General features: G+C 38.7%; 21 protein-coding genes. 19 read left to right on the plus strand and 2 right to left on the minus strand.

The window, feature by feature from the left end:
* Positions 1 to 8 precede the first annotated feature (8 nt).
* The 14 genes from AM608_RS01245 to AM608_RS01310 all read left to right on the plus strand — a co-directional run bounded on the left by AM608_RS01245 (position 9) and on the right by AM608_RS01310 (position 15,967).
* Positions 9 to 2,099 (plus strand): LTA synthase family protein, encoded by a 2,091-nt coding sequence (locus AM608_RS01245; protein WP_053580500.1) that lies wholly within the window; start codon positions 9 to 11, stop codon positions 2,097 to 2,099.
* Positions 2,083 to 3,300 carry an HD domain-containing protein gene (locus tag AM608_RS01250; protein ID WP_053580501.1) on the plus strand — a complete coding sequence of 406 codons (1,218 nt, stop codon included), beginning with the start codon at positions 2,083 to 2,085 and terminating at the stop codon, positions 3,298 to 3,300. The genes AM608_RS01245 and AM608_RS01250 overlap by 17 nt, the downstream gene beginning before the upstream one ends.
* 158 nt (positions 3,301 to 3,458) lie before the next feature.
* Positions 3,459 to 4,478 carry a UDP-3-O-(3-hydroxymyristoyl)glucosamine N-acyltransferase gene (gene lpxD, locus AM608_RS01255; protein WP_053580502.1) on the plus strand — a complete coding sequence of 340 codons (1,020 nt, stop codon included), beginning with the start codon at positions 3,459 to 3,461 and terminating at the stop codon, positions 4,476 to 4,478.
* A 7-nt stretch (positions 4,479 to 4,485) separates the two neighbouring features.
* Positions 4,486 to 5,874, plus strand: coding sequence for a bifunctional UDP-3-O-[3-hydroxymyristoyl] N-acetylglucosamine deacetylase/3-hydroxyacyl-ACP dehydratase (locus AM608_RS01260; RefSeq protein ID WP_009421141.1), 1,389 nt, complete (start codon positions 4,486 to 4,488; stop codon positions 5,872 to 5,874).
* Positions 5,875 to 5,880: 6 nt separating this feature from the next.
* Positions 5,881 to 6,675 (plus strand): acyl-ACP--UDP-N-acetylglucosamine O-acyltransferase, encoded by a 795-nt coding sequence (gene lpxA / locus AM608_RS01265; protein WP_053580503.1) that lies wholly within the window; start codon positions 5,881 to 5,883, stop codon positions 6,673 to 6,675.
* 39 nt (positions 6,676 to 6,714) lie between these two features.
* Complete coding sequence (gene efp, locus AM608_RS01270; RefSeq protein WP_002671577.1) at positions 6,715 to 7,281, plus strand: elongation factor P; 567 nt, start codon at positions 6,715 to 6,717, stop codon at positions 7,279 to 7,281.
* Positions 7,282 to 7,283: 2 nt separating this feature from the next.
* Positions 7,284 to 8,201: a UDP-3-O-(3-hydroxymyristoyl)glucosamine N-acyltransferase gene (locus AM608_RS01275; RefSeq protein WP_053580504.1), complete on the plus strand. Its 918-nt coding sequence runs from the start codon at positions 7,284 to 7,286 to the stop codon at positions 8,199 to 8,201.
* 337 nt (positions 8,202 to 8,538) lie between these two features.
* Positions 8,539 to 11,283 carry a cytochrome c biogenesis protein CcsA gene (gene ccsA / locus AM608_RS01280; protein ID WP_053580505.1) on the plus strand — a complete coding sequence of 915 codons (2,745 nt, stop codon included), beginning with the start codon at positions 8,539 to 8,541 and terminating at the stop codon, positions 11,281 to 11,283.
* 54 nt (positions 11,284 to 11,337) lie between these two features.
* Positions 11,338 to 12,300: a beta-ketoacyl synthase chain length factor gene (locus tag AM608_RS01285; RefSeq protein ID WP_053580506.1), complete on the plus strand. Its 963-nt coding sequence runs from the start codon at positions 11,338 to 11,340 to the stop codon at positions 12,298 to 12,300.
* Between the two features lie 607 nt (positions 12,301 to 12,907).
* The gene (locus AM608_RS01290; RefSeq protein WP_053580507.1) at positions 12,908 to 13,639 is read left to right on the plus strand and encodes a polysaccharide deacetylase family protein; all 732 of its coding nucleotides are present in this window, start codon (positions 12,908 to 12,910) and stop codon (positions 13,637 to 13,639) included.
* A complete protein-coding gene (locus AM608_RS01295) occupies positions 13,636 to 14,250 on the plus strand; it encodes an outer membrane lipoprotein carrier protein LolA (protein WP_053580508.1) in 615 nt (204 codons plus the stop codon). Before AM608_RS01290 ends, AM608_RS01295 begins: the two co-directional genes overlap by 4 nt.
* The gene (locus AM608_RS01300) at positions 14,228 to 14,833 is read left to right on the plus strand and encodes a DUF3261 domain-containing protein (protein ID WP_053580509.1); all 606 of its coding nucleotides are present in this window, start codon (positions 14,228 to 14,230) and stop codon (positions 14,831 to 14,833) included. Before AM608_RS01295 ends, AM608_RS01300 begins: the two co-directional genes overlap by 23 nt.
* A 16-nt stretch (positions 14,834 to 14,849) precedes the next feature.
* Positions 14,850 to 15,218 carry a 3-hydroxyacyl-ACP dehydratase gene (locus AM608_RS01305; protein WP_002671590.1) on the plus strand — a complete coding sequence of 123 codons (369 nt, stop codon included), beginning with the start codon at positions 14,850 to 14,852 and terminating at the stop codon, positions 15,216 to 15,218.
* Between the two features lie 140 nt (positions 15,219 to 15,358).
* A complete protein-coding gene (locus AM608_RS01310) occupies positions 15,359 to 15,967 on the plus strand; it encodes a hypothetical protein (protein ID WP_009418358.1) in 609 nt (202 codons plus the stop codon).
* Between the two features lie 88 nt (positions 15,968 to 16,055).
* Here the strand turns inward: AM608_RS01310 and AM608_RS01315 are convergent, their stop codons facing one another.
* Positions 16,056 to 17,444: an MATE family efflux transporter gene (locus AM608_RS01315; RefSeq protein WP_053580510.1), complete on the minus strand. Its 1,389-nt coding sequence runs from the start codon at positions 17,442 to 17,444 to the stop codon at positions 16,056 to 16,058.
* A 52-nt stretch (positions 17,445 to 17,496) separates the two neighbouring features.
* The gene (locus AM608_RS01320; RefSeq protein WP_053580511.1) at positions 17,497 to 19,632 is read right to left on the minus strand and encodes a S46 family peptidase; all 2,136 of its coding nucleotides are present in this window, start codon (positions 19,630 to 19,632) and stop codon (positions 17,497 to 17,499) included.
* A gap of 355 nt (positions 19,633 to 19,987) precedes the next feature.
* Between AM608_RS01320 and AM608_RS01325 the strand changes: the two genes are divergently transcribed.
* The 5 genes from AM608_RS01325 (at position 19,988) to AM608_RS01345 (ending at position 24,891) form a co-directional block, all read left to right on the plus strand.
* Positions 19,988 to 20,347, plus strand: a complete 360-nt coding sequence (locus tag AM608_RS01325) for a hypothetical protein (protein WP_015782817.1) — start codon at positions 19,988 to 19,990, stop codon at positions 20,345 to 20,347.
* 30 nt (positions 20,348 to 20,377) lie between these two features.
* Positions 20,378 to 21,685 carry a tRNA (N(6)-L-threonylcarbamoyladenosine(37)-C(2))-methylthiotransferase MtaB gene (mtaB, locus tag AM608_RS01330; RefSeq protein ID WP_053580512.1) on the plus strand — a complete coding sequence of 436 codons (1,308 nt, stop codon included), beginning with the start codon at positions 20,378 to 20,380 and terminating at the stop codon, positions 21,683 to 21,685.
* 61 nt (positions 21,686 to 21,746) lie between these two features.
* Positions 21,747 to 22,400, plus strand: a complete 654-nt coding sequence (locus AM608_RS01335) for a hypothetical protein (protein ID WP_053580513.1) — start codon at positions 21,747 to 21,749, stop codon at positions 22,398 to 22,400.
* Positions 22,401 to 22,447: 47 nt separating this feature from the next.
* Positions 22,448 to 23,077 (plus strand): trimeric intracellular cation channel family protein, encoded by a 630-nt coding sequence (locus tag AM608_RS01340; RefSeq protein ID WP_002675733.1) that lies wholly within the window; start codon positions 22,448 to 22,450, stop codon positions 23,075 to 23,077.
* A 68-nt stretch (positions 23,078 to 23,145) separates the two neighbouring features.
* A complete protein-coding gene (locus AM608_RS01345) occupies positions 23,146 to 24,891 on the plus strand; it encodes an ABC transporter ATP-binding protein (protein ID WP_082315779.1) in 1,746 nt (581 codons plus the stop codon).
* Positions 24,892 to 24,898 lie beyond the last annotated feature (7 nt).

A 24,898-nucleotide genomic window follows, 5' to 3' on the forward strand; every position in this document is an offset into this window, starting at 1 on the left:
AACTATCTATGAAGTCCATTTTAGAAAGAATAAAGCCTTTTACTTATATAGCTAGCTTATACCTTATCGTATCGTTTGTGATGCGCATCGTTTTTATGGTGCACCCTATCACTGCTACCACATTTTCGGTGTGGAGTGTGTTTAAGATGCTTTTCATAGGCTTACTATCCGACGCTTTTGTAATAGTATTGGCAAGTAGTATTTTAATGCTTTATTTCCTCTTTATTGCCAATGTGAAGTACAAAAAACCTTACGGAGGCATTATTTTAGGAGCATTTATCCTCATACTACTCTATATACAGTTTTATCCTAACAATATATTTGCTCAATACGGAGGTGTGATTCCCGAAATCGCATTAGCTTTCTTCGGCTTTAAAACGCTGTGTTTTGCTCTTTTGCTCTTTTTGCCTAAGTACAGAGCCCAACTGCGCAATGCATTGTATTTTATTACGTTGGCTATCTATGTATTTGCCATAGTGATGAATGCAGTAAGCGAATATTTCTTTTGGAATGAGTTCGGGATTCGTTATAACTTTATAGCAGTAGATTACCTTATTTATACCAATGAAGTGATAGGTAATATAATGGAGAGTTACCCTGTAGTACCCTTATTTACAGGGGTTTTTGTAGTAGTATTGGCAATTACTATATATTTATTTCTCAAGACTAAGAGTGCGCTCAAAACAATACCTACCCTCTTTGAAAAAACGGTTATAGTAGTACCCTATTTGCTGTTAGTGCTTATAGGAATGTGGAGATTACCCCAGCTTGATGCTATGACTGCCGAAAATACTTTTGCTCAAGAAATACAAAGTAATGGTGTTTACAAGTTTTATTATGCTTTTACCCATAGTGAGTTAGATTTCTTTCAGTTTTATCCTACCTTACCAGATAAAGAGGCTGAAAGCATTGTGCTCAAACAACTCAATGCTCCTGCCCTCGAACGAAAAATTGTAGGCGATACTACCGAAGTACACCGCAATGTGCTCCTCATTTCAGTAGAGAGTCTTTCGGCAGAATACCTTACAATGTATGGTAATACTGATAACCGTACACCTTTCTTGGATAGCTTAGCTAATAACAGCTTGTTTTTTACTAATTTGTATGCTACAGGTAACCGTACAGTACGTGGTCTGGAAGCCCTAACTCTTTGTATACCACCTACTCCAGGGGAAAGCGTGGTGAAGCGCAAAGACAATAAAGATAAGTTTACCACGGGTAGCGTGTTCAAAAGTAAAGGCTATGATGTAAAATACCTATATGGAGGCGATAGTTATTTTGATAATATGAAGGATTTCTTCACTGGTAATGGCTACGATATTGTAGATAGCAAGAGCTTTGCACCCGAAGAAGTTACTTTCTCTAATATTTGGGGCGTTTGCGATGAAGATATGGCAAACAAAGCTATAAAGGTGATGAATGAACAAGCTAAAGCTGGCAAACCATTCTTCAATCACTGGATGACCGTGAGCAATCACCGCCCTTTTACTTATCCTGAAGGTAAAATTGATATCCCTCCTACTGAAAAACGACGTGCAGGTGGAGTAAAATATACCGATTATGCGCTCAAGCGATTCTTTGAGATGGCAAAACAACAAGAATGGTACAAAAATACTCTTTTCGTGATTGTAGCCGACCATTGTGCATCGAGTGCAGGTAGCACCGAACTGCCTTTAGATGGCTATCGCATCCCTTGTTTTATTGTTGCCGATTTTATCGCTCCTAAAAAAGTAGATACAATGATATCACAAATAGACGTAATGCCTACCGTTTTTGGTTTGCTAAATTTTAATTATACCTCTAAGTTCATAGGGCAAGATGTACTAAAAGAAGGTTATCAGCCACGCGCTTATATTGCTACTTATCAGGATTTAGGTTACTTAACCCCTGATAAACTCACTATTATATCACCTTTGAGAAAAACCACTCAATACAGTTTGCACAAAGAAGCCGAACAACCCTCACAAGAGTATCCGTTGTTTTATAAGCAAATAAAAGAAAATAATGTGAATAAGGAACAAGCCGATGCTTGTATTGGTACTTATCAAGCTACTGCCGAGTGGTTAAAAAACAAACAGTTCAATGCGCTCAAGAAATAAGCTAAAAATTATCAACGACCCTATTTATGGGTTTATCCATATCCCCAGCACTCTGGTGTTCGACATTATTGAGCACCCCTATTTCCAGCGACTCAGACGCATTAACCAAATGGGGCTTTCATATTTGGTGTTCCCTGGGGCTAAACACACTCGTTTTGAGCACGTATTGGGGTGTGTGTTCTTGATGCAGAAAACAGTAGAGATGCTCCGTTTCAAGGGAATACAAATCTCTGAAAAAGAGGCTGAAGGGCTCTATATTGCCATATTGTTGCACGACATAGGTCACGGGCCTTTTTCTCACGCAATGGAACACAGCATTGTCGAAGGTATTTCTCACGAGGAAATCTCGCTGCGCTTTATGCAAGAGCTTAACAAGGTATTTAATGGCAAATTAGATACCGCTATAGCAATATTTCAAGGTACTTACCCTCGTAAGTTTATGCATCAACTCATCTCTGGTCAGTTAGATATGGACAGAGCCGATTACTTAAAACGCGATAGTTTTTACACAGGAGTCGCCGAGGGGAATATAAATTCTGAACGCCTTATCTCAATGCTTAACGTACGCAACGACGAATTAGTAGTCGAAGAAAAAGGCTTATACTCAGTAGAGAAATTCCTAATAGCTCGCCGCTTGATGTATTGGCAAGTGTATTTGCACAAAACCAGCGTAGTAGCCGAGCAGATACTCATCAGGTTGCTCAATCGTGCCAAAGAGTTGGTGCAACAAGGGCAAGAACTGACTATGTCCACCGCCTTAGCTTTCTTTGTGAAAAACAAGATATCCAAAGATAATTTCTCACAAGAAGTACTTGAGATGTTTGCTCTTTTAGACGATACAGATATTATTTCAGCAATGAAAGAATGGCAGTTCCACCCCGATGTAGTCCTTTCTAAACTCAGCAAAATGTTGCTCAATCGCGATTTGCTAAAAATAAAAGTCCGCTTAAACGATTTTGAAGAACAGAAGATAAAGAGACTGCAGAAACTATCTCTTGCTAAAGGAGTAGAAGAAAAGCATATTAAGTACTTTGTCTTTACAGGAGTGATGACTAACAGAGCGTATAATCCAGGAAAGGAAATAATTAAGATTCTCACCAAAAATGGAAGAGTAGTAGATCTTACTAAAACCTCTGAAGCCATCAACTTAGAACCTCTTTCACAAGTAACCGAACGATACTATATTTGCTATCCAAAGTAAGGTAGAAAAGGAGGGAGTAAAATTACCAATAGAGAAAAAAAATAGCAAAAAGAGTGCTATATGAAATAATTTTTATATTTTTGTTGCGAAAAACAACCTTTTTTAAGACAAAAACATATAAATATTGTTTTATATCGTTTTGATTATAAACTAATTAAATGAAATTTACAGCATTACAAATAGCCAATGTACTCGGCGGTGAAGTAGAAGGAAATCCCCAAATTGAAGTCTATAAACTTTCAAAAATTGAAGAGGGAAGTGAAGGGAGTATATCTTTTTTGGCAAACCCTAAATACAAACATTTCATTTATACTACTCAAGCATCTATAGTGATTGTAAATAAGGACTTTGAGGCTGAAGATAAAATATCAGCAACTTTAGTGAGAGTAGACGATGCTTATGCCGCTTTTACTAAACTCTTAGAATTTTACAATCAAGTGAAAATGAATAAAGTAGGTATAGAACAACCTTCGTTTATCGCTTCATCTGCTAAAATAGGACAAAATGTATATATAGGAGCTTTTGTGTATATTGGCGAAAATGTAGTGATAAGCGATAATGTGAAAATCTATCCTAACACTTACATAGGTGATAACTCATCAGTAGGTGAGGGGACTACTATTTTTGCAGGCTGTAAAATATATTCCGAAACTGTCATAGGCAAAAATTGTATGCTCCACAGTGGAGTAGTATTAGGTGCTGACGGATTTGGCTTCCAGCCCAATGAAAAAGGAGAGTTCAGCAGAGTGCCACAGATAGGTAATGTCGTGATTGAAGATTCTGTAGATATAGGTGCAGAAACAGCTATAGATCGTGCAACTTTAGGTTCTACTATCATTCGTAAGGGGGTAAAGTTAGACAACCAAATACATATTGCCCACAATGTAGAAATAGGTAAAAATACAGTGATTGCTGCCCAAACAGGTATCGCTGGTTCAACTAAAGTAGGCGAAAATTGTATGATAGGTGGTCAAGTGGGAATCGTAGGTCACTTAGTAATAGGCAATCGCGTGAAAATACAAGCCCAAACAGGGGTAGGTCGCAACCTTAAAGACGATGAAGCAATACAAGGCTCTCCCGCTTTGGGGCACGCCGAATACAACAAAGCTTATGTCATTTTTAGAAAATTACCTAACTTACTTAAACGCTTAGAAGAATTAGAAAAAAAATTAAAATAAATACACTATGGTAAAGCAAAATACTTTATCCAAAGAAATTACCTTAGAAGGTATTGGGTTACATACTGGTAAACAAGTAAAAATGGTGCTCAAACCTGCACCAGTAGGCAATGGTTTTACCTTTGTACGTACCGATTTAGAAGGAAACCCCGTTGTCGAAGCTGATGCTACCTATGTAGCAAGTACAGAACGTGGCACTGTTTTAGAGAAAAAGGGGGTGAAAATCCAGACCTGTGAGCACATCTTAGCAGCGCTCGTCGGTATGGATTTGGATAATGTGATTATTGAGCTCAACTCCTCTGAACCTCCCATTATGGATGGTTCCTCTAAATATTTTGTAGAAGCTATTGAAAAAGCGGGTATCACTCCTCAAGATGCAGAGCGTGATGAATATATAGTAAAACAAGTAATTACCTACGTAAATGATGAAACAGGTAGTGAGATTACTCTCATTCCTGCCGAGGAATACCAAGTGACTACAATGGTAGATTTTGGTACTAAGATTTTGGGCACTCAAAATGCTTACCTCAATAAACTTTCCGAATTTAAAACCGAAATAGCTGATGCTCGTACTTTTAGTTTCTTGCACGAGCTCGAGGCTTTACTCGATCACGGTTTGATTAAAGGAGGAGATTTGAATAATGCTATCGTATATGTAGATAAAGAAATTTCTGATAGTACGATGCAGAAACTTAAAAAGATTTTCAACAAAGATAATATTTCAGTAAAACCTAACGGAGTGCTCGATAATCTTACTTTGCATTACCCTAACGAAGCTGCTCGCCATAAACTATTGGATGTAATAGGCGACTTGGCATTGGTAGGTACACGCATTCGTGGTAAAGTAATTGCTACCAAACCTGGGCATTTCACCAATACTCAATTTGCTAAAAAACTTTCTAAGATTATAAAAAATGAACGTCGTAACAACGTTCCTTCTATAGATATCAATCAACCGCCGTTACTCAATACTGTTGATATAATGAAGTTGTTACCTCACCGTCCGCCATTCTTGTTGGTAGATAAAATCTTTGAACTTTCTGACAAACACGTCGTAGGTTTAAAGAATGTAACAATGGATGAACCTTTCTTCGTAGGGCACTTCCCAGGAGCTCCTGTGATGCCTGGAGTGCTCCAAATAGAAGCAATGGCACAAACGGGAGGAGTATTAATACTTAGTACTGTTCCTGACCCCGAAAATTATCTCACTTATTTTATGAAAATAGACAATGTAAAGTTCAAGGTACAAGTAGTGCCAGGGGATACCCTTATATTCAAGTTAGAATTGCTAACGCCTATTCGCCGTGGTATTTGCCATATGCAAGCTTACGCTTATGTGAACGGAAAGTTGGCTACTGAAGCTGAGCTAATGGCTCAAATTGTTAAAGTAAAATAAAAGTATATGATTCAACCTTTGGCTTATGTCCACCCCGATGCCAAAATCGCTAAAAATGTAGTGATAGAGCCTTTTACTACTATCAGTAAAAATGTAGAAATAGGTGAGGGTACTTGGATAGGACCTAACGTAACCATTATGGAGGGAGCGCGTATTGGGAAAAACTGCAAAATTTTTCCTGGAGCTGTAATTTCAGCCATTCCGCAAGACCTCAAGTATAAAGGTGAAGAAACCACTACTCACATAGGCAATAGTACTACTATCAGAGAGTGTGTAACCATCAATAAAGGTACCGTCGACCGTATGAGAACTGTAGTAGGCAACAATTGCTTGATAATGGCTTACTCTCATATCGCTCACGATTGTATTGTGGGGGACAACTGTATTTTCTCTAATGGTACTACTCTTGCAGGACACGTAACTGTAGGTGATTGTGCTGTGATGGCAGGAATGACTGCTGTTTATCAGTTTTGTTCTATTGGGAGTTATGCTTTTGTAACAGGAGGTTCGCTCGTAGGTAAAGATGTTCCTCCTTATGTAAAGGCCGCACGCAATCCACTTTCTTATGTAGGAGTGAATTCTATAGGGTTACATCGTCGTGGATTTACTACTGAGAAAATACGTGAGATACAAGATATTTATCGTGTACTTTTCCAAAAGAAGCTTAGTACTTCTCACGCTTTGGACTATATAGAAGCTGAAATGGAAGCCACTGTAGAACGCGATGAGATATTGCAATTCGTGCGTCGCTCACAGCACGGTATTATGAAAGGCTATCACGGTGAATTAATAAAAGAGTAAGAACTTAAAACTAAAAACAAATAACTTAAAATAGAATAAATGGCAACAACCGCAGACATTAAAAAAGGATTGTGCATTCGCTTCAATCACGATATCTACAAAATTATTGAATTTCTACACGTAAAACCAGGTAAAGGGCCTGCTTTTGTACGTACTAAACTCAAAAGTGTTACCACAGGCAAAATTCTTGACAACACTTTCTCTGCTGGTCACAAAATTGAAGATGTACGTGTCGAAACTCGTTCTTTCCAATATTTGTATGCCGAAGGCGATGAGTTCGTATTTATGAACAACGACGACTTTAACCAAGTGCATATTCGCAAAGATATGCTCGATTACCCCGATTTACTTAAAGAAGGTGAAACCGTGATGGTAATCTTCAATGCCGAAGACGAAACACCGCTTTCAGTAGAAATGCCTGCTAACGTTATTCTTACTGTTACGCACGTAGAACCAGGAGTAAAAGGTAATACAGCTACTAATGCTACCAAACCTGCTACTGTCGAAACAGGAGCTATTGTGAATGTACCTCTTTTCATCAACGAAGGTGACCGCATTAAGGTAGAAACTGAAAAAGGTACTTACGTCGAAAGAATGAAAGACTAATTATGCGTTTCTCACAGCCTTATACCCTTAAGCAAATAGCTACTATCATCAATGCGAAATACGTAGGTGCAGAGGATTTTCCCGTACTTGGAATGAACGAAATTCACGTGGTACAAGCAGGAGATATAGTCTTTGTAGACCATCCTAAGTATTATGAGAAGGCTTTGCATTCTAAGGCTACTATTGTACTTATCAACAAAGAAGTAGAATGCCCTGAAGGGAAAGCCCTTTTAATATCCGATGATCCTTTTCGCGATTTTAATAAACTCACCGACTTTTTTAAACCTTTTCAAAAAGCAACTGCACTTATTGCCCCTTCAGCTCGTATAGGTGAAAATACAGTAGTGCAACCAGGTACTTTTTTGGGTAACAATGTAGTAATAGGCAACAACTGCCGTATTCATTCTAATGTGAGTATCTACGACGATTGTGTGATAGGTGATAACGTAACTATTCACGCCGGCACAGTGCTCGGAGCAGATGCTTTTTATTACAAAAAACGCCCCGAAGGTTTTGATAAACTCAAGTCAGGCGGACGTGTAGTAATTGAGGACAATGTGGATTTAGGTGCTCTTTGTACCATTGATAGAGGAGTAACAGGTGATACCACTATCAAAAAAGGAACAAAGATAGATAATCAAGTGCATATAGGTCACGATACGGTAGTAGGAGAGAAGTGTCTCATTGCTTCACAAACAGGGATTGCTGGTTGTGTAGTGATAGAAAACGAAGTAACTATTTGGGGACAAGTAGGAATAACCAGCGGTATCACCATAGGTGAAAAAGCGGTGATTTTAGCTCAAAGCGGTATTTCTAAATCGTTGGAGGGCGGACAAACTTACTTTGGTTATCCTGCTGGGGAGGCCCGTGAGAAATATAAAGAAATGACTGCACTCAAACAGCTTATCAATTGTAAATAAGTATTTTTATAGTTATACAATTAAGGAACTGCCTTTTTAGGTAGTTCCTTTCGTTTTTTATTACTTTACCTTCGCTCAAAACTCTTTTTTCTCTTAGTTCTTAACTGCTAATTCTCAATTTTTTATATAGCTATTGTATACCAATCGTCCAAGATTCGTTCAAGCTTCCTATAAGCTTTGTATAAGCTAACTATATTCCTCCAGAAGCTATTTTTTAATTTTTCACTAAAAAACATCTTCCGAACCTTTTTGTTTTCTTCCGGATTCTCAGCTCTCTTCATTAGTTAATTGAAGAATTTGCTAATTTGTTAATTACTCACTACCTTTGCCCCCAATTATGATAGTACGCAGATTCATCTCTTTCCTCTATTCCACCAAGCTGATGGCAATTCTCTTCATTGCTTTTGCCATAGCTATGGCAGTGGGTACTTTCGTAGAAAACGACTATGATACCGATACCGCCCGCATTTGGGTGTATAACACTTGGTGGTTTGAGGCGATAATGGGGCTTTTTGTGGTAAATTTTATAGGGAATATTTCTCGCTATCGATTGCTCAAAAAAGAAAATTGGGCAGTGCTGGTGTTACACCTCTCGTGGGTGTTTATCATTGTAGGGGCTGGGGTTACGCGCTACTTTGGCAATGAAGGTATGATTTCTCTACGCGAAGGAGAAACTACAAATACTTACCTTTCCGACCGCACTTATATCACTGTAATGGTAGACGGCAATTATCAAGGAGCTCCCTTGCGCAAAAAGAAACAAAAAGAGGTGCTTTTTTCTTCACATACCTCTAATCATTATCAGTGGTCGTCTGACTTTAAAGGCAAACCTTTTAGTATTACCTATAAATCGTTTAAACGTATAAGTGAGGGAATGAATGCCTTGGTATTGGAAGTTGTTTCAGATAATCAGCGCAAAGAAGTAACAGTAATGGGCAAACGCGGTGTGCAACACCCTTCTACCACTATAGATTTGAATGGCTTGCAGTTTCACCTAAGCTACGGAGCACGCGAAGAAAAATTGCCTTTTAGTCTCACCCTCAACGATTTTATAGCTGAAAAATACCCTGGTACCGAGAATAGTTATGCTTCCTTTAAAAGCAAAGTAACTGTGAGTAGGGGAGGGGAGAGTTTCCTTTATGATATTGAGATGAATCACATTCTCAATTATGAAGGTTATCGCTTGTTTCAATCTTCTTTTCACCCCGATGAACAAGGTACTATACTCTCGGTAAATCGTGACTTTTGGGGTACCCTCATCACTTACATAGGTTATATACTGCTCTTCGGTAGTATGTTGGCATTTATGTTTGTAGGCAAATCCCGATTTAGGAAACTCAATCAGCAACTTAAAGACCTACAAGCTAAAAGGGTTGCAATCGTTTTGGCATTATGTTTTGGCTCTTTGGCTACTGCCCAAACTCCTATGGTAGTACCCAACAAAGCGCACGCTGAAAAGTTTGGTGCAATGCTTATTCAAGATGATGGACGCTTTAAGCCCGTGAATACCTTCTCTTCAGAACTCTTACGAAAACTTAGCAAACACGATACTTATAAAGGGCTTACTTCCGATCAAGTTTTGCTTTCTATGCTCCTCAGTCCGCAAGCGTGGTATGAATCCGACATTATCTATGTAAAGAAAGCTAATGACAGTTTACATCACTTTTTGGGAGTCCCTAAAGGAACCAAATGGGTAAAGCCTAAAGATTTTTTTGATGCAAAAGGGCAGTACAAGCTCGCCTCTTTATTGAAAGATATTTACAACACGAATACTCCTAACCAATTTCAAAAAGATTTTAAGGAAGTAGACCAACGTATTGGCTTGCTTAACAGAGCATTACAAGGCGATATCTTTAAGGTCTTCCCTGTGCCTAATGACCCTAATCATAAGTGGATTTCGCACTTAGATTACGTAAACGATACCCTCCAAATCACCGACCCACTGTACAAACAATTTGTAAAAAATGCACTGCCTGCTTACCTTATTTTGCTACAACAAGCCACTGAAACAGGCGATTATAGCAAAGCTGATAAGGTGCTCAACAATATCAAACTACAACAAGAGTTTTACTCGGCTGAGGTATTGCCCTCTCCAGCCAAAGTACAAACTGAATTGTGGTACAATCGCATCAATATTTTTGAACAACTCTTTCAAGCATATTTGTATCTTGGTACAGTGTTATTTATAGTACTACTATGGCATATTTTTATGCCAAAACAAATTTTTAGAAGATTTACTCAAATAGGGATAGCCTTGTTGTGGCTCTGTTTTATCCTGCATACTGTGGGACTTGCTGTACGTTGGTATCTTTCAGGTCACGCACCTTTTAGCGATGCTTATGAGAGTATGATATATGTAGGATGGTCGGCTATTGGGGTAGGACTTTTCTTTTCGCGACGTTCCCCTCTTACGGTTGCTGCTACCGCTTTTGTAACCGCTATGATACTGATGATTGCCCACTGGAATTGGATGGATCCTGCTATTGGTACCCTCCAACCCGTACTCAATAGCTATTGGCTAATGTTGCACGTTGCCGTGATTGTAGGTAGTTATGGACCTTTTGCCTTAGGAATGCTCTTAGGTGTTATCAACCTCCTACTGATGATAGTTACCACTCGCAAGAACGCTCATAAAATCAATCTTATACAACAAGAACTCACTATTGTAAACGAATTAGCTCTTACAGTAGGACTCGTAATGCTCACCATAGGCAACTTTTTGGGTGGTATGTGGGCAAACGAAAGCTGGGGACGTTATTGGGGATGGGATCCTAAAGAAACTTGGGCATTGATTAGCATTATGGTTTACGCCTTGGTGATACACCTGCGCTTGATACCCCATTGGCGCGGACGATGGGTGTTCAACTTTATGAGCATTGTTGCCTTTAGCAGTATTCTAATGACCTATTTTGGTGTGAATTTCTACCTTACAGGTATGCACAGCTATGCCACAGGCGATAAAATTATCACCCCTGCTTTTGTGTATTATGCTGTGGGGATAGTGCTGTTGTTAGGATTGGTATCGTATTTGAGAGTGAAAAAAGCATCACAAGTTTTGCCGAACTCTAATACTAATTCCTAATCCCTAATTTCTAACTCCTAAATTGTTAATTATTAATTGTAAATTGTTAATTGAATGAATTCTTATATCAACGGAATAGCCTGCATATCGGCTCAACCTACTTTCCTAACACCTCATTTCCTCGATGAAGCCCTAAAGGTTACTCCAGAGGAAGTGTGTTACGCTCAAGAACCTTCTTATAAAGAATATATTGCCCCTAATGCCAGCCGTCGTATGGCTAAAGGTGTAAAAATGGGTATAGCCACAGCTACTGAAGCCCTTAAAGAAGCGCATATCACTACCCCTGATGCTATTTTGGTGGGTACGGGTATGGGGTGCCTACAAGATTCTGAAAAATTCCTTACAGCGCTTATCAACGACAACGAGGAGCACCTCACCCCCACGGCTTTTATACAATCTACTCATAATACTGTTGCGGGGCAGATAGCTCTTTTGTTGCAATGCAAAGGAGAAAACTTTACCTATGTAAATGGGGCTGTATCATTTGAATCGGCTTTGTTAGATGCTAAAATGCAAATGGAACAAGATGCTATCAATACGGCTTTGGTAGGAGGTGTAGATGAACACAGCCCGCACACTTTGTATTTATATGATTTAGTAGGGCTTGACCAAAAGGGAGAAGGCGCGAGTTTCTTTGCTTTATCAGCAGAGGCTACCCCCAATACCTATGGAGAACTTGTAGATGTGGCTTTGTACAATGAACTCACCCCCGAGCAACAACAAACAGCACTAAACGACTTTCTTTTTCGCCACCATCTTACTCTCTCTAACATAGATTTGATACTTACCGGTGAAACAGAAAACCGTTCTTGGCAACGCCCTACCTTGCACTACAAAACCCTAAGTAGTGAGTATTACACAGCCTCATCCTTCGGACTTTGGTTTGCTTGCCAAGTACTACAAAAGCAAACCCTTCCTGCCATTTGCGAGCTTACTCTCTCCACCCCCATACAACATATTTTATTAGTAAATTCGTATAGAGGCAAAGATTTTAGTTTTCTACTGTTGAAGAAATAAAAAAAACGACTTTTAAGGTCGCTTTTTAGTTTGTAGACTTTCCCAAAGTGTATTAGTATTGGTCTGGTAATCAATTATATTTGAGCTATATTTATGATGATATTTAGTAAGCTTCTTTCAAAATTAAACTTTTCGGAAGGTTTCATTTCTTTCTATATTTGTTGTGTTTATCAGCATATGAGTATTTTAATAATATTTAACCTTCATCATTAGAGCTGATAAAATATGAAGTTATGTGTAAAATTTCTCTTTGAAAGATAGGTGTTTACATAAATAACATATTAAGATTCATAATGAAATTGTTCTTATTTAATTTTTAAGAAGAAAGTTTTGTACTAAAAGAGTAAAAAGATTTTCAATAAAAACTTATTTTCTACGTTTCGAGAAAAAGTAATTAAAATATTTGTAAGGAAGTAAAATGTATGTTATTTTTGCCGTGCTTAATATAAATATACTTTCATTGTATAAAAAAACTAATACAAAATATTTAATTCACTTAAGACATTCGTAGGTAAATACATTGTAAAGTATTTTAAGCCAAATCAAATTAGTGTAAATCCGTGTGAGATTTTCCTTGACAAAGTACCAACATTTTATTATTTAAACATTGAACAAACATCTTTTTACAATCGCAATATTTATCAGTGCTCTTGTAACAGCATTTATACAAAATGCTCCTTGGTGGGTATATGTGTTATTAATAGTGTTGTTTTTAGGCATTACCTCTTGGGGCGTATTCGATATCCGCCTCTCTTATTTTGTTAAAACACAATACTTCTTAAAGGGGCGTCCAGTAAAAACAGTAGCGCTAACTTTTGATGATGGTCCCTCAGAACTCACACCACAATTCTTAGACCTTTTGGAGCAATACAACGCCAAAGCAGTCTTTTTTTGTGTAGGTGAACAAATACAAAAGTATCCAGAGGTCGTCAAACGTATGCAAGCTGAAGGTCATTTAGTCGCAAACCATACCTTCACCCATCAACCTAAAAATATTCTACACGCAAAAGCCCTTGCCAACGAAATCCGCCATACCGATGAAGCATTGGCGCACTTGGATATCGTTACTCCATATTTCCGACCTCCATACGGAATCACCTCACCCCCCGTTGCTAGAGCGATTCGGGCAACAGCTAAGAAAGCCATAGGTTGGGATGTACGCTCATTAGATACTGTAATACACAACGAAGACAAGCTTTTTCATCGCATCGTGCGCAAACTTACCAACGGTAATATCATACTGATGCACGACCGTCTGCCCCATACCCTTATCGTTTTGGAACGCTTATTGCAGTACCTCAAAGAAAATAACTATACAATTACAAATAATTTAGAATGAAAAAACTCTTAATATTCCTTATTTGTGGTGCACCTTTAACAATCAGTGCCCAAGCCCTTACCGAAGCCCAAATACGCGACTTCAAAACTCAAACCATTGCTAAAAACAAGTCAATCCAAACAATGCAAGCGGATTTTACTCAGAAAAAACACTTGGATTTTATGAGTAAGGATATTGAGACTTTTGGAAAAATGGCATTCGCTAAACCCGATAAACTGAATTGGCAATACACAAAGCCTTACCATTATCGCATTATTTTTCAGAAAGATAATATCACAGTGAACGATGCAGGTAATGTCTCACAGATGAAAGCTGATAATAAAGTCTTCAAAAAAATAAACAACTTGATAGTGAGTTCTATCAGTGGTGATATGTTCAACGAGAAAGAATTTGCTATGACCTTTGCTAAATCGGGCAAAAGTACATTGGTAAAACTATTGCCTAAGGATAAGATGCTTTTGAAATATGTGAGTGAAATACATCTCTATTTCGATGTCGATAGCATAGTAGAGCGCGTAAAACTTATTGAACCTTCTAAAGACTACACCGAAATCTTATTCAGCAATAAAAAACTAAATACAAAAATTGATGAAGCAAATTTTAAAATGTAGTCTGTTTGCTATATGGCTCGGTAGTTGCTCACCTTCTTATAAGCTTCCTGCTGAATACCAATCAGTGGCTACAACGCCAACAACGATGGTCAATTCTCACATAAGGGTAGGGGAGGAGTACCTCTATCGCGCTACCATTACCGCTTATGGTCACACTTTCAACGGACTCTTAGTAGCTAAAATTACCGCAGATAATACGTGGCGAGTAGCCCTTACTACCGACTTTGGTAATACGCTTTTCGATTTTGAAAACCAAAACGGAAAGATAAAGACCAATTATATAACCCCTGACCTCAATAGGAAAATCATCATTCGTACCCTCACCACTGACTTTAAGCACCTTCTTAAAACCCATTGGCAGGTTACTCAAAAATACACCAATGGCACTATCGAAGTACAACAAAGCAAAGATGGGAATGATGCCGTTTATTTGTTTACCTCAGGAACCAACCTCTCCCAACAGCTCAATATGCAAGGTAAGAAACTATACACTACTTTTACCTATAATAGCAACAACATAACCATAGAACATCACACCTTTACTATTAAAATAGTTTTAGAACCCTTAATTATAAATCATTAATTGCTTATTCTCAAAAATGTTAAAAGAATTTTATACCCTCAATAGCTTAGAAAAGCAGGACGCAGAAAACTATCTCTGCACCCTTACCCTCAACCCTCAACACGCTATCTTCAAAGGGCACTTTCCTGGTAATCCTATTACACCAGGAGTGTGTATGATGCAAATAATCAAGAACCTTACTGAGGAAATTACAGGGCATAAACTCTTTTTAGCCAAAACTACCAATGTGAAGTTTATGGCGCTTATCAACCCCATTACTCACCCTATTTTGCAACTCACACTCACCATTCAGCATAAAGACGCTGACATACAAGTGAAGAACACGACTTCCTTTGATGAAACGGTAGCACTAAAACTTACGAATTTGTATAAAATAGTATCTTAAAAAGCTCGTTTCTTTATTCATTATCTGAAATGAAAAAAAATAGCTCAAAAATTACGCTATGTAAAATAAAATAGTTACTTTTGCAGACATTTTGAAAAAATCATTAAAAGCAAATAGAATTAAAATATCAATATTTTATAGTGGAAAAGGAACTAAAAAACTTTACAGAGAAGAGTTACGAGAAGTTGAAAAATGCAATTCAAGAAATTGCAAATGAAGAGGATAAAAAAGAAGTCTATGCACTGTCTTTTTGTTATACGTGTGACGATGATGACTTGCGATTTCCTAAAATTACACTGGGCTATAATACCCTTTCAAATGTAAAAGAAGAGAGTTACAACGCCACTTCCAAAGAAGATGCCAAGTGGAATTTTGATTATTGGTTACAAACAGAAGTGGAAACCGTAGGAGGTAAAAAAGACAAATTGCTGAAACAGTGGTTTGCTAAAACTCCTTATTTCTATTCTGATGAGGAAAACGACCGCGCTATAGAAGAAGATGAAGAACTTTACGACAAACTCCTCAAAAAAGGTGATAAGTTTGGTAAAGACTTTATCAAAGAGGTGATAGTTCTCGCCAAACGATTGTTGGACGACGGAGAGGTAGAAAAGGTATTTGGGCGTAATATTCCTATTATTATTCATCAGCGAGATTTTGAAGATACACCTATTTCTTGGACAAAGAAAGCCAATCCGGCCAAGCTCATAAAGGAGTTTCTGGAATACTGGGATGGAGAAGAGGAAGATTAAAATTAGTTTATAAATTATTATAATAAAAATATAAGGGCTGTTCAATGTACATTGAACAGCTCTTTGTTGTTTATGAATTACAAAAACTTTAAGAAGTATATTGGTGTCTGTTAGCTATCAGTTGTAAGCTGATACGGTTGAACCTATACAAGAGGCAGACAGCAGCGACGGTGAGACCGGTGAGCAAGCCAATCCAGATGCCCATAGTACCTAAATTGGTATGAACGCCTAACACATAAAGAATAGGGAAGGCAATCAGCCAATAAGCAACAAAGGTGATGTACATAGGCACTTTAGCATCTTGTACTCCACGTAAAGCACCAAGAGCTGTTACTTGCATTCCATCGGATATTTGAAAAATAGCTGCAATGAGTAAGAGATTGGCAGCTTCTCCTATTACCAAAGTATTATTAGCTAATTTTTCAATGTTATCCATCTCTAAGTACAATGACGGTAACCAAGTGCGAAATACCGCTAAAAGAAGGGCAAAAAATACTTGTGTGCAGAGTACTAACAGAAATACCGAAATAGCTACTCTGCGCAAATTAGCATAGTTTCTCGCTCCTAATTGATTTCCTACACGTATCATAGCGGTAATTCCTAAGCCATTAGCAACCATAAAAGTCATACTCGATAAGTTGAGCGCAATTTGGTTTGCTGATAAATGATTTTCTCCCAGCATACCGCTTATCCAAATAGCTGCGGTAAAGATACCTGTTTCAAAAATCATTTGCATAGCGGTAGGGAGTCCGAGAGCAGTTATCTTTTTGTACATTGCTTGTTGCATATTCTTAAAGCTGATACTCATAACGTATTCACGCGACTTCTCTAAGTTTTTCAGCATAAAGAAAAGCATTATAGGCATTACAATTCGTGATACTAAGGTGCCAATACCAGCGCCTAACACTCCTAATTTCGGGCAACCCCAATTACCATAAATAAAAAGATAGTTTAGAAAGACATTTAGCAAGTTTGCTAAGATAGTAACATACATAGCATATTTGGTCATTGATAAGCCATCGGCAAACTGCTTGAAGGTAGTGAAGACACCCAACGGAATAAGCGAAAAAGCTACCAAATGGGTGTAGGGTACTGCCAACTCTATTACTTTCTCGCTTTGTCCTGTATAGCGCATCACAGGTTCTACAAAAAACAATAAAAGAAAGAGTACTACTCCTAATATTACATTGAGTACCATTCCGTGATTGAGAATAGACTGAGCAGTTGGTTTATCACCTGCTTCATCAGCCATTGCTACTAAGGAAGTACTAGCAACAGAAAAGCCAATGGCAAACGACATTGCAATGAATATAGCGGTATTACCCAGAGCAGCTGCTCCGAGTTCAGTAATACCTACTTTACCTACCATTACATTATCTACGAACCCAACAAGGGTGTGCCCGAGCATTCCTAATATGATGGGGTAAGCAATTTTAAAGTTGTATTTGAATTCTTTTGTATAACTTGATAGGCTCATTCTATTTTAGGAGTTAGGAATTAGCTTATATGCTAACTCCTAACTTTTTTATCTACTGTACTGTTTCTATTTCATTTATAATGTTCTTGGCTCCGGCATAAATATCGATTACCCAGAGGACGTAGCGAATATCTACGTTGATAGTGCGTTGTAGTTGTTTGTCAAAGATTACATCGCCTGCCATTGCTTCGATATTGCCGTCGAAAGCAAGCCCTATGAGTTCTCCTTTACCATTCATTACAGGCGAACCTGAGTTACCACCTGTGATATCGTTATTAGTAAGGAAGTTTACGTGCATAGAACCGTCTTTGTCTATATACCTTCCAAATTCTTTCTTCTTATAAAGGTCGAGCATACGCTGTGGCATATCAAATTCGGCATCGCCTTTTTTGTACTTTGCCATTAGGGTATTGAAGGTAGTATAGTAGTTCTTTTTCGCATCGGGGTTGCGTTTATCGGCAGCCAATGGAATGACCGTACCATAGGTAAGGCGCAGAGTAGAATTGGCATCGGGATACAAGATAGTACTGATTTTAGAATCGCGCATACCTTTTACGAACTTGCGGAAGGCTTTGGCATAGCTGTCTTCTAAGTTTATAAGTTCTTGAGAAGGGTTGCGGTAACTGTTGAAAAGCACTTCGGAGAGTTGCAAAATAGGGTCTTGTGCTAATTGTATGATATCTTGTTGAGTACCTGTTTTCGCTGTTTCTTTGCTTCGGTAAATGCTATTAGCCAAAAGTTCTTCTACATATTTATGGAAGTTACCATTATATTTTGTTTTGATATCTTTCAACTCAGAAGGAACTTCGTTACCTTTGTTAGCATAGAGCTGTAACATATCGGCAAGGATAGCCTTTTCGACCTCTAAATTCACTTTGTCATAATCGGCTAACAAGTCATCAACTCTTTTTTGCAATTCTTCAGCGGGCATACCTCCGCGTTTAGCCCCATCTACAATACTGATGTAACGTACAGGCATCTTTATAAAGAAAGAAGCACGCCATAGCATACCCAAATAATTCTCATCGGCTGATTTAGCATTGGTTTTTTCAAAGAAATTAGATAAAGTGTTCAGTACGTCGCCATATTCAGCCTTATTTTCAGCTTTATTAGCCCATTTGGCGAAAATAGCTTCGGTTTTACGCTTAGTAGCTGCTGTTTTATGAGCCGTAAGAGCATCAATCATACCTTGGCGGTTTTTCCAATAATTGGCAATGCTTGAATATTGTGAAGCATATTGCAAGCGTACGGCATCGTCTTTATCCATAAAGCGCTTCATTGCGTCCATAGCTGTTTTAGAGGCTTCTACCCACGCAGGATAGGCATATTTTACGTTTTGGTCTACCCAATAAGAGCTTTCCCAACGGTTGGTACGTCCTGGGTATCCCATAATCATTGCAAAATCTTTATCTTGCACGCCTTTAAGGCTCACTTTAAGATAGCGTTTTGCTTTAAGAGGTACGTTATTAGGTGAATAGTCGGCGGCATTACCGTCTTTATCAGTGTATACGCGGAAAAGCGAGAAGTCGCCTGTTTGGCGAGGCCATTCCCAATTATCGGTATCGCCACCGAATTTCCCAATGCTTTCAGGAGGCGTACCTACAAGTCGTACATCTTTAAAATCTTGGTATACGAAGTAATAATATTCATTACCTTGGAAGAACGGACGTACTGAAACTATATATTTACCCCCTTCGCTGTTTTCTTTTTGTATTTTAGCCATTTCTTGGTTGAGAGCAGCTTCGCGTTCTTTTTCGTTCATTGAAGGTTTTACCACTGATAGCATACGGTCGGTTACATTGTCCATACGCACAAAGAAACGCACGAATGATTGCTTAGGTGAAAGTTCTTCGGCGTGAGAGCGTGCCCAGAATCCATTTTTTAGATGGTTGTTTTCAGGTGTGGAGAGCTGAGCGATATTGCCATAGCCACAATGGTGGTTAGTGAGCACTAAGCCATCTTTGGAGATGATACTCGCAGTACAACCTCCATTAAATTGTACGATAGCATCTTTGAGACTGTTATTATTGATGCTATAAATCTCTTGAGCAGTGAGTTGTAAGCCTAACTTCTGCATATCTCTTTGGTTGAGACGTTCGATGAACATCAAAAACCACATTCCTTCGTCGGCTTTTGCTATGGGAGTGAGCAATAAAAAAGCCAACAGTATAAGACTGATTTTCTTCATAAAAAATAATATAATGATTTATTAGGGTGCAAAGATAGGGAATAATTGGCAAATTAGCAAATGTGTGAGCCGTGTACGCAGATTAATTAGAAAATGAGAGAATTAGTAAAAAGGACAAACAAAAGACGAACAATGAACGAACAATGAACGAACAAAAGACGAACAAAAGACGAACAAAAGACGAACAAAAGACGGTGCGAGCCGCATGGGCAGATAAATAAAAGACGAAGAAAGGACGAACAAAGAACGATGATAAGGCGGAACTAAAGAGGGGATAAGATGAAGGTAAGGCAGATGTAGCACGAATTTGCAATATGATTTTTTTTTGTACTTTTGCACCCAAAATGAATTTATTATGACCGAACACGAGCTACTAAAAGCCCGTTGGGAAGAGGTGGTACAACGCCTTTCCGATACTTTTACCGAAGGAGAAACATTGGGGGTAGATGGGATTATCTATCTCATCGGGGTACAAGAATTGGGACAATTGGGACGCACTTACGTCAAAGATGAGAAAGTAGACTTGATGCACATTGGCATTTGTAAGCTCTTAGAACCCTTTGGCTATTACCAATACGAATTTACAGACCCTGACGGCTGGCCTCATTACCGTTTGGTGCAAAACCTCCCTGACCTAAAGCCTGGTGAACAAACCATACTGATGAAAAAAGCCATTGTACAATATTTTTTAGAGAGAGAATTTTTTAACGATTAACAATTGACAATTGATAATTGACAATTAATAATGAAGAAAGTAGCATTTTATACTTTGGGTTGCAAACTGAACTTCTCGGAGACTTCAACCATTGCGCGGAGCTTTGAAGAAGAAGGCTACCAGCGCGTAGATTTTGACGAACCTGCTGATATATATGTAATCAATACTTGTTCGGTAACTGAAAATGCTGACAAGCAATTCAAACAAATCGTACGTAAAGCACTGAAAACAAACCCTAAGGCATTCTTGGCGGCAGTGGGTTGTTATGCCCAGCTGAAACCCGAAGAACTCGCTTCGGTAGATGGGGTAGATTTGGTGTTGGGAGCAAAAGAAAAGTTCAACATTACCCAATATATCGACGACCTTACCAAAAACAATGAGGGTGTGGTACACTCCTGCGAGATTTCGGAAACTGATTTCTATGTGGGGAGCTACTCTATTGGAGACCGTACGAGGGCTTTCCTAAAAGTGCAGGACGGTTGCGACTACAAATGCACTTACTGTACCATACCGATGGCACGAGGTATTTCGCGCAGTGATACTATTGAAAATATCATTGCTAATGCTAAGAAAATCTCGGATAAAGGTATCAAAGAAATTGTGCTTACGGGCGTGAATATAGGTGATTACGGCAAGGGAGAATTTGGCAACAAAAAGCACGAGCATACTTTTTTGGAACTTGTGCAAGCCCTTGATAAGGTTGAAGGCATAGAACGCCTGCGTATCTCATCGATTGAGCCGAATCTCATTAAGGACGAAACAATCGACTTTATAGCGCAATCTAAGAGCTTTGTGCCTCACTTTCACATTCCGTTACAAAGTGGAAGTAATGAAATTCTCAAAAAGATGAAACGCCGCTACCTGCGTGAGCTTTATGTGAGTAGAGTAGCCAAAATACGCGAAGTGATGCCCGATGCTTGCATAGGGGTAGATGTGATTGTAGGCTTTCCGGGGGAGACTGATGAGCACTTCTTGGAAACGTATTACTTCCTGAATGATTTGGACATCTCCTATCTGCACGTATTTACTTATTCCGAGCGCGACAATACTGAGGCGGTGCTAATGGACGGGGTAGTGCCCGATGCCGTACGCGCTAAACGCAGTAAGATGTTACGTGGACTCTCGGCAAAGAAACGCAATGCCTTTTATACGAGTCAGCTGGGGAAAGAGAAGACGGTGCTTTTTGAGAGCGACAACAAACAGGGTTACATTCACGGATTTACTGAGAACTACGTAAAAGTAAAAGCCCCGTGGGATCCTTCCTTAGTGAATACATTGCACAAAGTAAAGCTCACTAAGATAGATGCAGACGGTATGGTAAGATTTGAATTTGTATAAGGTAAAAGATAAAAAGTAAAAAGGACGTGACAATAATCTGCGGAAGATAAAAAAACTATAAATGAAATTTCTTTTAACAATACCCCTTTCACTACTGGTTTTAGCTTGCGATAACTCTATTATTAGCTTAAAAAAGAGCTGTAATACTGAGACCGCTAAGCAAACAGTTGCTGAATTAGCAGAAGTAAAAGCAAAAATACAACAGATAGAGAGTCTTGCGGGTAGTAATCGTACCTATTGGGTGCAAGATAGCTTGCAACAAGATAGTAAAGCGTATTACCGCTATCAGTTAATGAGCCAATTGCCTTATGCCGATATACATTTGTACACCTTTTGTGTAGCTAAAGATGATTGCAAACAGGTATTTTTACAGCAAAAGGACGGTAGCTTATTACCTTATGCCGAAATGGAAAAGCAAACTAAACAGCTGCTAGACCAGCAGAAGCAGTTCCCCACTTTCTTCAAGCAATTCACTACTGATATGGCGTTTAGGCAACAGCATTTGGCAGAGCCTTTAATGCGCTTGTTGGTACAGAAAGACGGCAGTGTACTTCTTACCGAAGAAGAGTTACTCACCGATGATATCAACGCTCTGCAAACCTATACTTTTAGTTATTATCCCGATGGGGTATGTTGTAAAAATACGGAAAAAGCTATTGCGTTTGTGTTTGTACCAGTAGGGGACACTTGGCGACTTTTGGAGATTTGGCATTAATGCTAAGAGAAGTGCGACAAGCCACAGAAATTAAAATAAAACTTAGAATGGAAGATTTTATCAATGTACTATCGCAGATAGACCAGATTTATCTCTGGGACTTAATAGGAACGGCTGTATTTGGTATTTCGGGCGTGTTAGTGGGGTTAGAACGCCGTATGGACATATTTGGAATGCTCATTTTAGCCTTTGTAACAGGAGTAGGAGGGGGGACGCTTCGCGATATTATGATAGGCAGTGTACCGGTATTCTGGATGAACAACCTTACGTATATATTGATGATAGTCATTAGTGTAGTGATTACCGTTGTTTTCAAAAAGCAATTCTCTGAGCATTGGAGCAAATCGCTGATGGTGTTTGATACTATTGGGCTGGGGGTGTTTACTATCATCGGGATAGAAAAAGCATTGCGTTTTGGCTTGTCGCCTACTATTGCTATTATCTTAGGTACGATGACAGGTAGCTTCGGAGGAGTTATTCGGGATATATTAGCCAACAAACTACCTGCTGTCTTCCACAAAGAGATTTATGCAACGGCTTGCATAGCAGGAGGTACTGTTTATTTCCTTATCGATAACTTTGTAAATCACAACTTAGTAGTATTCATTACCATAATGGTAGTTATAGCTGTGCGATTGCTATCGGTAAAATACCATTGGGAGTTACCGAAGTTTTAATAGTTGAGTTTCTATTGTTATTTGCTCATTATTTATTACTTTTGCACTCTGATTGAGAATTTAAGCCAATGGCACATCTGAGACATATACGTAAATATTTTTATAAATATAAATACCACTTACTACTTGGGATACTTATTACCATAGTGTCGCGAGTGTTTTCACTCTTTATGCCGCGATATGTAAAAAACTCTATCGCAGCCATTGAGGACTTTGCTAAATCGGCTAACAAAGATGCCTCACAAATGACTTCCTTACTTATAGAATATGCGCTTATTATCATCGGTACAACTATCATATCGGCGGTGCTAATGTTCTTTATGCGTCAACTTATCATCAATGTATCTCGTTACATCGAATACGATATGAAAAACGAGATATTTAAGAAATACGAACAGTTATCGCTTAGCTTCTACAAACGCAACCGAGTAGGTGACCTGATGAACCGTATCAGCGAGGACGTATCGAAAGTACGTATGTACGCAGGTCCTGCTATTATGTATAGTGTGCAAACTATTACACTTTTTGCTTGCGTAATTCCGCTAATGTTTATCATCTCTCCCAAACTTACTATCTACACCCTTATCCCACTGCCTATTCTCTCTTTGCTTATCTACAAAATGAGCAAAAAGATTAATATCGAAACGATGAAGGTACAAGCCTACCTATCCGACCTTTCTACTTTCTCACAAGAAACTTTCTCGGGTATCGGGGTGATAAAATCGTATAATAACGAGGCGGCTACCGATGCGCAATTAGCAGTACTCGCCGAAGACGGTCGTCAGAAAAACATCAAGCTCGCTAAGATACAGGCTTTTTTTATCCCTACAATGATACTGATGATAGGATTGAGCCTTATCTTTGTAATCTTTATTGGGGGAAAGCTCTATTATACCGGTGAAATACAATCTATTGGAGTAATTGTAGAGTTCAGTATTTACGTGATGATGCTCACTTGGCCTGTGGCTACGGTAGGTTGGGTAAGTTCTATTGTACAACAAGCAGAAGCCTCACAAAAGCGCATCAACGAGTTTCTTTCCGAAGTACCTCAGATACGCAATCAGGTAGGAGAGCTTACGCCTATTAAAGGAGATATTACATTTGATAAAGTATCTTTCCGTTATGAAGATACGGGGATAGAAGCTCTTAAAGACGTATCTTTCCACATAGAAGCAGGACAAACAGTAGCCGTTATAGGCAAAACCGGTAGTGGTAAGACTACACTGTTAGATCTCATTGCACGTATGTACGATGCAAATCAGGGTGAAGTACTGATAGGAGGCAAACCCGTAAGAGAATTGAATCTACACAGCTTGCGCAGAGCCATTTCGGTAGTGCCACAAGAGAACTTTTTGTTTTCGGACACTATTCGCAACAATCTGCGCTTTGGCAATAAAAATGCTACCGAAGAACAGATAATACAAGCCTGCCAAAAAGCAGTGGTACACAACAATATTACAGAGTTCACCCATCAATACGACTCGGTGCTTGGAGAGCGCGGGGTATCACTCAGTGGCGGGCAACGCCAACGAGTAGCTATCGCAAGAGCATTGCTCAAAGAAGCCGAAATTTATTTGTTAGACGATTGTTTATCAGCCGTAGATACTGATACCGAAGAGAAGATTTTAACTAATTTGCGCGATACCTTAAAAGGCAAGACCGTAATTATAGTGAGTCATCGTGTGTCTATCACTAAATACGCCGATAAAATACTGATGCTCGACAAAGGAAAATTAGTAGAACAAGGTACCAAAGATGAGCTATTGCTACAAAATGGTGTTTTTAAAGCCTTTTACGATACACAAACCATATAAGCTGTTA

Origin of the sequence: Capnocytophaga sp. oral taxon 323, from assembly GCF_001278825.1 — a bacterium.
Taxonomy (GTDB): Bacteria; Bacteroidota; Bacteroidia; order Flavobacteriales; family Flavobacteriaceae; genus Capnocytophaga; species Capnocytophaga ochracea.

Bases quoted from the DNA above. Each gene is read 5' to 3' on its own strand.
- efp (WP_002671577.1), top strand. From the start codon at position 6,715: ATGGCAACAACCGCAGACATTAAAAAAGGATTGTGCATTCGCTTCAAT.
- AM608_RS01345 (WP_082315779.1), top strand. From the start codon at position 23,146: ATGGCACATCTGAGACATATACGTAAATATTTTTATAAATATAAATAC.
- AM608_RS01260 (WP_009421141.1), top strand. From the start codon at position 4,486: ATGGTAAAGCAAAATACTTTATCCAAAGAAATTACCTTAGAAGGTATT.
- lpxA (WP_053580503.1), top strand. From the start codon at position 5,881: ATGATTCAACCTTTGGCTTATGTCCACCCCGATGCCAAAATCGCTAAA.
- AM608_RS01335 (WP_053580513.1), top strand. From the start codon at position 21,747: ATGAAATTTCTTTTAACAATACCCCTTTCACTACTGGTTTTAGCTTGC.
- AM608_RS01245 (WP_053580500.1), top strand. From the start codon at position 9: ATGAAGTCCATTTTAGAAAGAATAAAGCCTTTTACTTATATAGCTAGC.
- AM608_RS01325 (WP_015782817.1), top strand. From the start codon at position 19,988: ATGACCGAACACGAGCTACTAAAAGCCCGTTGGGAAGAGGTGGTACAA.
- lpxD (WP_053580502.1), top strand. From the start codon at position 3,459: ATGAAATTTACAGCATTACAAATAGCCAATGTACTCGGCGGTGAAGTA.
- AM608_RS01275 (WP_053580504.1), top strand. From the start codon at position 7,284: ATGCGTTTCTCACAGCCTTATACCCTTAAGCAAATAGCTACTATCATC.
- AM608_RS01300 (WP_053580509.1), top strand. From the start codon at position 14,228: ATGAAGCAAATTTTAAAATGTAGTCTGTTTGCTATATGGCTCGGTAGT.
- mtaB (WP_053580512.1), top strand. From the start codon at position 20,378: ATGAAGAAAGTAGCATTTTATACTTTGGGTTGCAAACTGAACTTCTCG.
- AM608_RS01340 (WP_002675733.1), top strand. From the start codon at position 22,448: ATGGAAGATTTTATCAATGTACTATCGCAGATAGACCAGATTTATCTC.
- ccsA (WP_053580505.1), top strand. From the start codon at position 8,539: ATGATAGTACGCAGATTCATCTCTTTCCTCTATTCCACCAAGCTGATG.
- AM608_RS01320 (WP_053580511.1), bottom strand. From the start codon at position 19,632: ATGAAGAAAATCAGTCTTATACTGTTGGCTTTTTTATTGCTCACTCCC.
- AM608_RS01315 (WP_053580510.1), bottom strand. From the start codon at position 17,444: ATGAGCCTATCAAGTTATACAAAAGAATTCAAATACAACTTTAAAATT.
- AM608_RS01305 (WP_002671590.1), top strand. From the start codon at position 14,850: ATGTTAAAAGAATTTTATACCCTCAATAGCTTAGAAAAGCAGGACGCA.
- AM608_RS01285 (WP_053580506.1), top strand. From the start codon at position 11,338: ATGAATTCTTATATCAACGGAATAGCCTGCATATCGGCTCAACCTACT.
- AM608_RS01250 (WP_053580501.1), top strand. From the start codon at position 2,083: ATGCGCTCAAGAAATAAGCTAAAAATTATCAACGACCCTATTTATGGG.
- AM608_RS01295 (WP_053580508.1), top strand. From the start codon at position 13,636: ATGAAAAAACTCTTAATATTCCTTATTTGTGGTGCACCTTTAACAATC.